The following is a 10,895-nucleotide window of genomic DNA, read 5'->3' as shown; positions in this document are numbered from 1 at the left end:
CTCCGCTAAACACGGGGGCTGCGCGGCGGACACGCCGACGTCACCGCAATGCCACGCCATTTTGCAGAACTTGACGCACACAACTGTTGGCGAATGGTTCACGTGTGAATGATCTGCCGCGCCCAAGCCAGGCGGCCTGGTTGCTGGCCACCTCGTAATGCAGACTGGTTTTGATGTGCCGCCCGGGCCCGCCCTCCACCTGCAAATGCGACATTCGAGGCAGCCCTGGTCGTCAGACCAAAAGCGTTGCGCCGCCCCAAGCGATCAGGGCGGTGCCGGCCGCACGGCCAACCCACGGGCCGGCAGGAAACACCGGTTCGACGAGAACCCACGAAGGTCCCGAAATGACCCAGAAGCGGGCGTTCGGCAGCGATCCGAGCAGCAACCATTTTGGCAGGACAGGAAATCGGCATGGAATGCTGCAATCATCATCATGTCCCGTCCAAGTTGTGGACAGTTCCTTCTCAAAGGCGCACTCTTAGCGTGCGAAACGCGAGCTGGCGTTTCGTGCAACGCTTCACATGCTTGACTTGCGTCGGTGATTGTCTGACCTACCCGGATACTTCCGGGTGGGCAGACCTCACATTGTGTCGCCTATCCGTGATCAGGCTACGGCCTAAGGCACGTTGCAGCCCGTTCCGGATCAACTGGGAGGTAAACAACATGCCTGATTTTCAGCGCAGAGAACTTCTTGTTCAAGGAAGCGCGGCTCTTGCCGCAATTGCTGCTCTCTATACCTCGCGCCGGGCTTACGCTTTTCCAACACGGCCGAACGAGGAAGTTATTCCATGGCTGGATCAGCCGACCGAAAATCCCGATCCGGCGGGTATCCAGAAGCAGCTTGTCTGGGAGGATTTGGATAGCTGGATAACGCCAAACGACAAGTTCTTCAGCATCTCCCATTTCAACCGACCAACGATCGACGAGAAGACATGGTCGATGGAGATCGGAGGCCTGGTTAAGAAGCCCCTGGAGTTAACGCTCGCCGACATCAGGGCGCGACCGCGGCAGGAGGTCGTTTTCACAGTGGAATGCTCGGGCAACCACGGGTTCCCCTTTTTCACCGGGGGCATCGGCAATGCTCGCTGGGCAGGGACGCCGCTCGCCCCGATCCTCGAGGAAGCCGGCGTTCTGGAGAAGGGCATCGAGGTCGTCTTTTTCGGTACCGACACAGGCGAGATCCCGATACGCGACGTCAAGATGCAGCAGAACTTCGCTCGCAGCATGTCGCTCGCCGACGCGATGAACCCCGACAATCTCCTCTGCTATGAAATGAACGGGGCCGCCTTGCCGGCGCCCAATGGCTTCCCGGTACGGCTCATTGCGCCAGGCTGGTACGGGATCGCCAACGTCAAGTGGCTAAAGCGCATCGAGGTTCGCGATACGCGGTTCATGAGCCTTCTGATGGCCCGTGACTATGTCACCATCCGGGAGGAGGACCACAACGGCGAGACCGTATGGGCCGAGACGTCAGTCGGGCGAGCGCTGATAAAGTCCGCGCCTGCGAAGGTTACCCGGAAAGATTCAGATTACCGCATCGTTGGGGCAGCCTGGGGGGCGCCGATCGACCGGGTCGAAGTGCAAATCGATCAAGGGCCTTGGACACCAGCGACCATTGACCACAGTGAGGAGGCCGAACACGCTTGGAAAATATGGTCCCTGGCTTGGGCAAATCCCTCTCCTGGAGAACACACGGTGACCTCGCGCGCGGTCGGCACCACAGGACAAATTCAACCGGCGATGGACGATCCCTTGATAGCCAAGAAACACACATACTGGGAAAGCAATGGCCAGGTGACGCGCCGCGTGCGTATCGGCTAGAGGATTTTGCCGCCAAATGGAGTCATTTGGCGTCCGCATAAATGCGGCAAAACAGATAGTTAGAGCGAGTTACCGGTTCCAAGAGAACCGGAACCGCTCTAAGAACGTGCTGCCATGTGGCAATTGCGTTTGGGTCACCCAAGGAGGAGGCTGCCTGATCGCCATCTTCGCACCATTCCAGCCTTCTACTCACCCGTCCACCGTTTCAATCTCCGCGTCGACCAGACACCAGGGCGCATAGCGGAAATCGCGGATCTGGATGACCTGATCGTCCCTCCATTCGACCAGCATGAAGCCGCGCACAGCGCCGTCGGCCGCCTGCGGGTCGCGGATGAGGATCGCCGGCCTGCCGTCGACCACGCCGAGCGACAATGTCCAGTCGCTGATACGGTCGTAATTGCCGAAATAGGTCGAAACCTCGGCCTTGCCGCGCAGGCGGACGCGGTTGACGACGTCGAGCCGCACGTCCTCGGCGATCAGTGCCCGCACAGCGTCGAAGTCGCGCGCGTTGAACAGGTCGACATAGCGCCGCAGCCGGCGCTCGTCATCGGCGTCGAGCCTCGGCGCGAGCGCCTGCTCGGGCTGCAGCGCCAGCACCTTGAGCTGCGCCCGCCCGCGATGCAGCGCGGCCTTGGTGGCGGCGAGCGTCGCGCCGGTCACTTCGCAGGTCTCATGCAGGCTGAGGCCGAGCACGTCGACCAGGATCACAGCGCTGCGCTGCGGCACCGAAAGCTGCATGAAGGAGCGCAGGCTGGTCTGGGCGGCGAGCCGGCTGTCGGCGCTGCCGGAGGGATCCTCGATGACGCTCATGTCGGCCTCGGTCATGCGCGACCTTTCCCGATTGCGCCGCCGCAGGTGATCCTGCGCGGCATTGTGGGCGATGCGAAACAGCCATTGCTCGGGACATTCGACGATCGCACCCCCGTCGATCGCCTGCAGCGCCTTGATCAGCACCTCCTGGACGATGTCCTCGCCGTCGATCACTGAGCCGGCCATACGCGCGCAGTAGCGATGCAGCCTTGGCCGCAACCCGACGAGCATCACCTCCAAAGTCGCCCTGTTCATTTTCGGCGTAGCATCCCATTTCTGCGCGAGCGGCATGGCAGGCGCTACCCGGCTTTCTGATCCGCCAGCATACGGTAATTGCCGATGACTTTGACAGGCGATCGCATTGCCGGGGTCGAACGGCGCTGGGCGTGGTTTTCCGTAAACGCCTTGAAGGCCGCAAGCCCGGTCAACGCCGAGGAATCGCCGTCCTGGCCGACGATGTGGACGAACGAGCCGTCGTCCAGCTCGAGCACGAGATAACGCACCGTCGGCGGTGCCGCCTCGCCAAGCGCTTCGAACACTTTTTCGACCAGCGCGCGGTTATCTTCCAGGTCGGCTTGCTTCACACCGTATCGAATGAGCGCGTAGTTCATGGTCGTCTCCTGACTGGTTGGTATGAACGAAGGACGACCGGCTGCGCTGAAAAGATTCTCCTTGCCGAAGAATCTTTTCGGTTGCCCGCATCGTCTTTCCCGCGTGGGCGGCTGCGCGGCTGCCATCAAGCAGGAGAGACGATCATGCATATCCAGTTTGCCGAGCTTCCGGTGTTCGAGCAGGACCGCGCCAAGGCGTTCTACACCAGGCATCTCGCCTGCCAGGTCATGGCCGACCAGAAGATGGGTGATGGCGGCTGGCGCTGGATCGAGCTGGCATTTCCGCATGCCGTGACGAACCTGCATTTTGTCAGGCGCGCCGACGACGCTCCCGGCGCGGAGCCGGTATTGGTGCTGGTCGACGAAAATGTCGGGGCAATGATCGCGGCCATGAAAGCGGGCGGCGTCGAGATCATCACCGAAGCGCATGAGGCGCCGTGGCAGCCGGGGCGCACGGTGGCGGAGTTTCGCGACAGCGAAGGCAACCGCATGGTCCTCGCCAGCCGATAAGGCACCGGAGCCCTCTGTCCGGCGGGGCGTCGTACCTAAGTCCTACCTCCGGCCGGACCATCGGCCGTACTTCCTTCGTATTATTATTTCGTGACCTCTGCGCGCCGGAACCTTCCCTTGCATCGGGCGTTCGGGCGCTGTATCGCGATGCCTCATATTTAGGCAAGCGGAGGAAATACGAATAAGGGCGGGTGGCAAAACAAACATGGGCCGGGGAGGAGCATCTTACCATGTCGAACCGTAAAATCGGAATGTCCCACAGTTTGGGGCTGCGCGTCGCTGACCTCAAATCCAGAATGCAAAGTGCCCAGATTACCGAGCATGAGATCAAGACATTTCAAAAGGTTGCCGCCATTATGGGCGGCGCCAAAGGCTCACTGCGCCTCGACGCGGACGATCTGATCGCCGCGTCCTTCCTTGTCGATCCCTTGGAAGATCTCCCGCTCTCCAGTTGAAGGCGCTGAACGCAGGTCAAAATCCTATCGGGTTTGAACCTGCGATTGCCGCCGGCGGAGCATCCGCCAGCCCAAGCCGCATGCGAGGATGACGTTGGCCAGCGCCAGGCCGGAAAGCGCGGCCAACGTCCCGTGCGGGCCGAAGCGCTCCAGCAGCAATGCTCCGGCCGAGGGTGCCGCCGCCTGGGCGATCAGGCTCGGCATGGCGAGGCGGCCCATCAGTCTCGCGTAGCCGTTCGAGCCGAACAGCGCGAGCGGCAGCGTTCCCCGCGCGATGGATTCGAGGCCGATGCCCGCGCCGTAGAAACCGAGCGCCAGCGGGATGATCGGCATGCCGGCCCAGAGCGCTGAAACGCCGATCGCCACAAACGTAACCGAGGCAAACTTGGTGAAAATCGGATGGTGGTAGCGCGCGATCATCATCTCGATCGCGCGGGCCGCCACCTGGGACGGGCCAACCAGCACGCCGAGCCCGACGGCTGCGGCAAGCGCCATGCCGCTGCCTTGCAGGATTGTGAGCAGATGCACCGATAGTGTCGACGAGATCACCGCGGCGAGTGTCAGGGTCGCGGCCAGAACGACTATGATCGACGGATCGGCTTCGTTGTCGAGAATGGGTGCCGCCTCCTTCACTCCCGGTTTGACTGCCGGTTGCGGCGCCTCCCGGGGCAGGATCACCAGATAGAGCGGAAGCGCAATTGCCAGCTGAAAGGCGGCGTAGACCAGGCAGGTGCCGCGCCAGCCGACCTCCCCCAGCAGCAAGGCTGAGATCGGCCAGCAGATGGTGCTCGCAAGGCCGCCGAACAGCGTCAGCATGGTGATGGCGGAGCGCGCGCCGTGGCCATAGTGGCGGCCAAGCGTTGCGAAAGCGGCATCGTAGAGCCCCGCCCCCATGCCCAGGCCGATGACCAGCCAGGCAGCGATATAGGCCGCAAGGTTGGGGGCAACGGCCAGCCCAACCTGGCCGACCCCGATGCATCCGGCGCTGAACGCCAGGACGTTGCGGCCGCCATGCCGCTCGATCGACGACCCGACGCGCGGAGAGATCAATCCGGCCACAAGCAAGCCAAGAGACAGGCCGCCGACAACCCATGCCAGCGGCCAGCCGGTATCGGAGGAGACTGCCGGCGCGATGACCGCGGGAAGATAGTAGGAAGAACCCCACGCCATGATCTGCGTCAGGCCAAGCGCGGTGATGATCGCGCCGCGGCTGCGCAGGATGGCCGGCGAAGGCGGCGAAAGACTCATGCCGCGACGCTGCAGCCACAGCCGCCTTTGCCGACCGCCTTCGCCTTGGCGTCGGCGACACAGCACGCATCCACCGCTGCCGGCGCCGGACCGCCGCAGCACCCCTTGTCGGCAATGCCGATCCGCGGCACGGTGCAGACGCCGGTCTCGGGCAGCACGAGCTGGACATTGTCGGCCGCCACCATGTCGCCGGCGATCGCCGCCGCGACCGAGCGGACCTGCTCATAACCGGTCAGCAGCAGGAAGGTCGGCGCGCGACCATAGCTCTTGATGCCGACTGTGTAGAACCCTTCCTCTGGATGGCTGAGCTCACGGTGGCCGTGCGGCGGCACGTCGCCGCAGGAGTGCTCGTTGGGATCGATCAACGGTCCCAGTGCCTTGACGCTTTCCAGCCATGGATCGAGCTCGAGCCGAAGCTCACGGGTCAGCGACAGATCCGGGCGCTGTCCGGTCGCGGCGATGATGCGGTCGACCGGGCCAAGCGCCTGCAAGCCGTCCCTAGTCTGGCCTTCGACGACCAGCCGGCCGTCGGCATCGCGGATCGAAACAGCCGCAAAGCCCGTCACCAGCCTGACGCCGCCGCTCTCGGCGAGTTCGCGCACTTCGGCGCCGAGTTCGCCGCGTGCCGGCAATTGGTCGGCATCACCGCCACCGTAGATGCGCACCAGGTCGGTGCCGCGCGTTGTCCAGATGAAAGCGGCGCCGGCCTCCACATTTGCCAGGCTGGCGAGATCCAGCACCGCATTGGCGGCCGAATGGCCGGAGCCAGCGACCAGCGTCGTCTTCCCCGCATAAAGGCTGCGGTCGCGGCCGAGAATATCGGGGATGCCGTAGGCGATGCGGTCGGCAAACTCGGCTTCGCCTTCGGCATGAATTCCGCCGGCGCCGAGCGGGTTCGGCATCTGCCAGGTTCCCGAAGCATCGATGACGGCACGTGCGCTGTCGCGTCTTGTACCATCGGCAGTCTCGACCGCCAGCATGAACGGCCGGTTCTCGCGTCCCTTGCTCAGCACCTTGTCGGCGCCCCAGCGCGAAATGCCGACGACCCGGGCGCCGGTTTCGATCGACGGCGACAATTGCGGAAGCTTTGCAAGCGGCTCGAGATAATCCGCGACGAGGTCGTCCGCGGTTGGGAATGCCTCGGGCTCAGGCATCCGCCAGCCATGCGCCTCGAGCAGGTTTCTGGCCGCCTGATCGACGCAATAGCGCCAGGGCGTGAACACACGGACATGGCCCCAATCCCTGAGATTGGATGCAACCGCATTGCCGGCTTCGTAGACTTTGACAGGAATGCCCCGCGCGATCAGGTGGACCGCTGCCGCCAGACCGACCGGCCCGGCGCCGATCACCGCAACGGGGAGTTTTTCGATCATCTCCATGTCTTCTATCCTTCCGGTAGTTTCGAATTATACTGCCAAAAAAATCACGCCGCCGTCTTGGCCGTCGCTTCCGCCGATGCCGGCGCACAGGTGGCGTCGGCGCAGCATTCGTCTGCGAGGTATCCGATGAGCCCGTTCATGGCGGGATAGTTGGCCCGGCAGATCAGCGTCGTCGCCTGGCGCTCCTGTGTCACCAGGCCGGTGTCGACCAGCCGCTTTAGGTGATGCGACAGCGTCGAGGCGGCGATGCCGAGCCTGTCCTGGACGCGTCCGACCGGCAGCCCCTCATCGCCCGCCCGCACCAGCGTCCGATAGAGCTGCAACCGCGTCGGGCTGCCGAGGGCTTCAAGTTGCGAGGCTGCTTTTTCGAGTTTCATGGAAATAAGCTATTTCCAGAATCGCTGCACGTCAAGAGAATTTCGACAAAGATCGAAATAAGGCGATATCTAGACGACGCGCTTGCCGCTGGCGTCGATGACCACCTCGCCGTCCTCCTTGGTGAACGGGCCGATATCCGGATTGGGCAGGATATCGAGCACGGCTTCGGATGGTCGGGCGAGCATGGTGCCGAGCGGCGTCACCACGATCGGCCGGTTGATCAGGATCGGATGCGCCAGCATGAAATCGAGGATCTCGTCGTCGCTCCACTTCGGGTCGCCCAGGCCAGGTTCGGCATAGGGCGTGCCCTTTTCGCGCAGCAATTGGCGCGGCGTCATGCCCATCGCTGCGATCAGCTCGACGAGCTTTTCGCGCGACGGCGGATTTTTCAGATATTCGACCACCTCAGGCTCCTCGCCGGACTGCCTGATCATGGCCAGCGTGTTGCGCGAGGTGCCGCAATCGGGGTTGTGATAGATGGTGATGGTCATTGCGCAGCTTTCATCTGTCCGGCTGGTTTCGGTTGGGCGAGCAGCCACCCTGCCAATGCCATGGCGAGCAACGCGCCCAAAAGTTCGGCGCCGATGAAGCCCGGCAGATCGGCGGGGCGGATCCCGGCAAAAGTGTTGGAGAACGCACGGGCGATGGCGACGGCCGGATTGGCGAAGGATGTCGATGCGGTGAACCAGTAGGCGGCGGTGATATAGAGCCCGACCAGCCAGGGGATCGAATCCGGACGGGAACGCAGGCCGGCGAGGATGGTGAAGACCAGCCCGAAGCCGGCGACCAGCTCCGCAATCCATTGCCCGCTTCCGGTCCGCACCGTCGCCGACACTTGCAGGATCGGCAGTTCGAACATCGCATGCGCGAGCAACGTTCCAGCGATGCCGCCGGCAATCTGGGCGGCGACGTAAGCCAGCGCTGCGTTCGTTTCGATCTCGCGTCGAAGCGCGAATACCAGCGTCACCGCCGGGTTGAAGTGCGCTCCGGATATCGGTCCGAATATGGTGATGAGCACGACCAGGATCGCCCCGGTCGGCAAGGTGTTGCCGAGCAAGGTGAGTGCGACCTCGTCGGTCAGCTTATCGGCCATGATACCGGAACCGACCACGGTGGCGACCAGAAGAGCCGTGCCGAGGGCTTCGGCAACAAGGCGGCGGGGAAGATTGCCGGAGCTCATCTGGCTAGCAGTTGCAGGTCACGGCCTGGATGACAGGCTGGCAAAGTTCCGGCGCGCCGTTGCAGCAATCCTCCATGAGGTAGGCCAGCAGATCGCGAAACCTGGTCATGTCGGCGAAGTAGCGCACGCTGCGGCCCTCCCGTTCGGTCCGCACCAGGCCGGCATGCGACAGTATCTTGAGATGAGCCGACATCGTATTCGGAAATGCGGCGAGCCGCGTGGCGATCTCGCCCGCCGGCACGCCGTCGGCTCCAGCCCGCACCAAAAGGCGAAAAACGTCCAGCCGGGTCTCCTGGCCGAGCGCGGCAAGCGCCGAAAGTGCGAGTGTCTTGTCCATACTTCCAGATTTCCAGAAATTGGGAATAGAGTCAACGCGCGAAGACTGTGTTGAGAAACGAAATCTCACCGAAGGCGGGGAAATCCGTAGCGGCGGCAGCTAAGGCGACAGCTCGCGCAGGGCTGCGTTGGCGGCAACAAATTCGTAGGAGTTATTGGGGCAATCGCTGGCGGCGAGCCGATAGAGCCGCAAAGCTTCATCGCTGTGCCCCTGCAGTCGGCTCAGCTCGGCGCTGAACATATTTGTCTCGCACAGGTTTCCGCGTTTCTTTATCGCATCAGGGTCGTCGGCTTCTGCAATTGTCGCGGCGAGAGTCTGCTCGCCAAGCAGCATTCGAACAGCCGGCGCCGGCCATCGCGTCATGTCGAGCTTCTTGGTCGCTTCCTGCAAATGCCCTGCTGCGCCATTGCGACGCTCGGCAAAATCGAGCCAGATCGCAACATACGCATCCTCTGGTTTGACTGTGGCGGCTTGCGCGAAATCGGCTTGGGCTTTCTCCATCGCACCGGAGTAGAAATGGACGATACCCCGGCCCAAATAGGCGTAGACAATCGTCGGATCGAGGCTGATTGCCTGGTCGTAATCTGCCGTTGCACGTGCGTATTCGCCTTTTATTGACCAGACGAGACCTCTGCTGAGATAAGCATGGGCATATTTCGGATCGAGCCCAATTGCTTTGCCATAGTCCTCGAGGGCGCGGTCGTATTCGCCATTCTTGTCCCATATCCAGCCGCGCTTCCTGTAGGCACTGGCGTGTTTCGGGTCGAGCAGGATTGCCTGATCGAAGTCGGCAATCGCGCGGTCGTCATCGCCTTTGTGTGCCCAAGCCGTACCTCGATCGTCGTAAGCATTGGGGTCTTTCGAATCGAGGCCGATCGCCTGGTCAAAGTCGGCGATGGCGCGGTCATAGTCGCCTTTGTCAGCCCAAACGTTGCCTCTGTTGTAGAAGGCACTGGCGCGTTCCGGATCGAGACTGATCGCCTGGTCGGCGTCGGCGATGGCGCGGTCGTAGTCGCCCTTATATTTCCAGGCCCGGCTTCGATTGCCATAGGCACTGGCGTCTTTCGGGTCGAGGCTTATCGCTTGGTCGTAGTCGGCGATCGCACGATTGTAATCGCCTTTGATTGTCCAAGTCAGGCCTCTATCGAGGTAGGCACGGGCGTTCTTCGGATTGAGGCTGATTTCCTGATCGTAGTCGGCAAGGGCGTAGTCAGAATCGCCTCTGAGTGACCAGGCCATGCCTCGATGATGATGGACTCCGGCGACATTCGGATCGAGGCTGATCGCCTGTCCGAAATCGGAAATGGCATGGTCATAGTCGCCCTTGAGTAGCCAGGCCATGCCCTGATTGTCGTAGGCGCTGGCTTCCTTCGGATCGAGGCTGATCGCCTGGTCATAATCGGCGATGGCACGGTCGTAGTCCCGCTTCCTTTTCCACACGAGACCTCGGTTGTTATAAGTTCGGCCGTCGCGGGGATCGAGGCTGATCGCTTGGCCGAAATCGGCGATAGCGCGGTCGTTGTCGCCCTTGCGTGCCCAGGCCAGGCCCCGGTCGCCATAAGCTCCGGCATTCTGGGGCTCGAGGCTGATGGCCTGATCGTAGTCGACAATAGCTCGGTCGTTGTCGCCTTTGTCGAGCCAGGCAGAGCCTCGGATGCGGTATGCATCGCTCTTCGGGTCGAGGCTGATCGCCTGGTCGAAATCGGCGATAGCGCGATCAGCGTCGCTCTTGAGTGCCCAGGTGATGCCTCGGTAGTAATAAGCACTGGCATCTTCCGGATCGAGGCTGATCGCCTTATCGAAATCGGCAATGGCGCGATCATAATCATTCTGCCTCGCCCAGGCGACGCCGCGCTTGAAATAGGCCGTCAAACGGCTGCTGGCGGGCTCCGTCACATCCTCTATCATGAGTGTACAAGCGGCAATTCGCCGAGCCGTATCGGCCTCGTCGTCCCCGACACAATCGCTGCTGGCAGCCAAAGCTGGGCCGCTCAGGGCAAACAAGACCACGAGCCCACGCAGCAGCGACCGACAAAAAGACCTATGCCATTTTCGAATCATCGGCTCACGGATCATGTCGTTTATTTGCATCGCAGTGCGCTTGATCAAGAAGGCCTTGATCTTTGCAACCCAACACTGCAACCATTCTTGGGTCAAGGTGAGACT

Annotated in this window: 12 protein-coding genes; 3 read left to right on the top strand and 9 right to left on the bottom strand. The window is 62.2% G+C overall.

Annotated features, from left to right (window positions below):
* The first annotated feature begins 663 nt into the window (after nucleotides 1-663).
* Nucleotides 664-1,821: a sulfite oxidase gene (locus NKI16_RS18755; RefSeq protein WP_023680370.1), complete on the top strand. Its 1,158-nt coding sequence runs from the start codon at nucleotides 664-666 to the stop codon at nucleotides 1,819-1,821.
* A 189-nt stretch (nucleotides 1,822-2,010) separates the two neighbouring features.
* Here the strand turns inward: NKI16_RS18755 and NKI16_RS18750 are convergent, their stop codons facing one another.
* Complete coding sequence (locus NKI16_RS18750) at nucleotides 2,011-2,886, bottom strand: sigma-70 family RNA polymerase sigma factor (protein WP_352621333.1); 876 nt, start codon at nucleotides 2,884-2,886, stop codon at nucleotides 2,011-2,013.
* 44 nt (nucleotides 2,887-2,930) lie between these two features.
* On the bottom strand, nucleotides 2,931-3,242 hold the full coding sequence (locus NKI16_RS18745) for a hypothetical protein (RefSeq protein ID WP_031213092.1): 312 nt from the start codon (nucleotides 3,240-3,242) through the stop codon (nucleotides 2,931-2,933).
* A gap of 144 nt (nucleotides 3,243-3,386) precedes the next feature.
* On the opposite strand from NKI16_RS18745, the gene NKI16_RS18740 reads away from it, so the two are divergent.
* Together NKI16_RS18740 and NKI16_RS18735 are read left to right on the top strand one after the other, a co-directional pair.
* A complete protein-coding gene (locus NKI16_RS18740) occupies nucleotides 3,387-3,752 on the top strand; it encodes a VOC family protein (RefSeq protein ID WP_023680367.1) in 366 nt (121 codons plus the stop codon).
* A gap of 230 nt (nucleotides 3,753-3,982) precedes the next feature.
* The gene (locus tag NKI16_RS18735; protein ID WP_031213090.1) at nucleotides 3,983-4,207 is read left to right on the top strand and encodes a hypothetical protein; all 225 of its coding nucleotides are present in this window, start codon (nucleotides 3,983-3,985) and stop codon (nucleotides 4,205-4,207) included.
* A gap of 24 nt (nucleotides 4,208-4,231) precedes the next feature.
* On the opposite strand, the gene NKI16_RS18730 is transcribed toward NKI16_RS18735, so the two are convergent.
* From NKI16_RS18730 to NKI16_RS18700, 7 genes are all read right to left on the bottom strand, one after another.
* Nucleotides 4,232-5,455, bottom strand: coding sequence for an MFS transporter (locus tag NKI16_RS18730; protein ID WP_023680365.1), 1,224 nt, complete (start codon nucleotides 5,453-5,455; stop codon nucleotides 4,232-4,234).
* Complete coding sequence (locus NKI16_RS18725; protein ID WP_198023655.1) at nucleotides 5,452-6,828, bottom strand: NAD(P)-binding domain-containing protein; 1,377 nt, start codon at nucleotides 6,826-6,828, stop codon at nucleotides 5,452-5,454. The genes NKI16_RS18730 and NKI16_RS18725 overlap by 4 nt, the downstream gene beginning before the upstream one ends.
* A gap of 50 nt (nucleotides 6,829-6,878) precedes the next feature.
* On the bottom strand, nucleotides 6,879-7,211 hold the full coding sequence (locus NKI16_RS18720; RefSeq protein WP_023680363.1) for an ArsR/SmtB family transcription factor: 333 nt from the start codon (nucleotides 7,209-7,211) through the stop codon (nucleotides 6,879-6,881).
* Nucleotides 7,212-7,280: 69 nt separating this feature from the next.
* Nucleotides 7,281-7,703 carry an arsenate reductase (glutaredoxin) gene (arsC, locus tag NKI16_RS18715; RefSeq protein WP_023680362.1) on the bottom strand — a complete coding sequence of 141 codons (423 nt, stop codon included), beginning with the start codon at nucleotides 7,701-7,703 and terminating at the stop codon, nucleotides 7,281-7,283.
* Complete coding sequence (locus tag NKI16_RS18710) at nucleotides 7,700-8,392, bottom strand: aquaporin (RefSeq protein WP_023680361.1); 693 nt, start codon at nucleotides 8,390-8,392, stop codon at nucleotides 7,700-7,702. Before NKI16_RS18710 ends, arsC begins: the two co-directional genes overlap by 4 nt.
* A gap of 4 nt (nucleotides 8,393-8,396) precedes the next feature.
* On the bottom strand, nucleotides 8,397-8,729 hold the full coding sequence (locus NKI16_RS18705; protein WP_023680360.1) for an ArsR/SmtB family transcription factor: 333 nt from the start codon (nucleotides 8,727-8,729) through the stop codon (nucleotides 8,397-8,399).
* Between the two features lie 99 nt (nucleotides 8,730-8,828).
* The gene (locus NKI16_RS18700; protein WP_156937485.1) at nucleotides 8,829-10,838 is read right to left on the bottom strand and encodes a tetratricopeptide repeat protein; all 2,010 of its coding nucleotides are present in this window, start codon (nucleotides 10,836-10,838) and stop codon (nucleotides 8,829-8,831) included.
* Nucleotides 10,839-10,895 lie beyond the last annotated feature (57 nt).

Source organism: Mesorhizobium sp. M0698 (assembly GCF_040320455.1).
GTDB lineage: Bacteria > Pseudomonadota > Alphaproteobacteria > Rhizobiales > Rhizobiaceae > Mesorhizobium.
The sequence above is the reverse complement of the archived record's forward strand: the minus strand, read 5'-3'. Positions and strand labels throughout refer to the sequence as shown.

Excerpts from the sequence above, each read along its gene's own strand:
- NKI16_RS18755 (WP_023680370.1), top strand. The coding sequence starts at position 664 with ATGCCTGATTTTCAGCGCAGAGAACTTCTTGTTCAAGGAAGCGCGGCT.
- NKI16_RS18750 (WP_352621333.1), bottom strand. The coding sequence starts at position 2,886 with ATGAACAGGGCGACTTTGGAGGTGATGCTCGTCGGGTTGCGGCCAAGG.
- NKI16_RS18745 (WP_031213092.1), bottom strand. The coding sequence starts at position 3,242 with ATGAACTACGCGCTCATTCGATACGGTGTGAAGCAAGCCGACCTGGAA.
- NKI16_RS18740 (WP_023680367.1), top strand. The coding sequence starts at position 3,387 with ATGCATATCCAGTTTGCCGAGCTTCCGGTGTTCGAGCAGGACCGCGCC.
- NKI16_RS18735 (WP_031213090.1), top strand. The coding sequence starts at position 3,983 with ATGTCGAACCGTAAAATCGGAATGTCCCACAGTTTGGGGCTGCGCGTC.
- NKI16_RS18730 (WP_023680365.1), bottom strand. The coding sequence starts at position 5,455 with ATGAGTCTTTCGCCGCCTTCGCCGGCCATCCTGCGCAGCCGCGGCGCG.
- NKI16_RS18725 (WP_198023655.1), bottom strand. The coding sequence starts at position 6,828 with ATGATCGAAAAACTCCCCGTTGCGGTGATCGGCGCCGGGCCGGTCGGT.
- NKI16_RS18720 (WP_023680363.1), bottom strand. The coding sequence starts at position 7,211 with ATGAAACTCGAAAAAGCAGCCTCGCAACTTGAAGCCCTCGGCAGCCCG.
- arsC (WP_023680362.1), bottom strand. The coding sequence starts at position 7,703 with ATGACCATCACCATCTATCACAACCCCGATTGCGGCACCTCGCGCAAC.
- NKI16_RS18710 (WP_023680361.1), bottom strand. The coding sequence starts at position 8,392 with ATGAGCTCCGGCAATCTTCCCCGCCGCCTTGTTGCCGAAGCCCTCGGC.
- NKI16_RS18705 (WP_023680360.1), bottom strand. The coding sequence starts at position 8,729 with ATGGACAAGACACTCGCACTTTCGGCGCTTGCCGCGCTCGGCCAGGAG.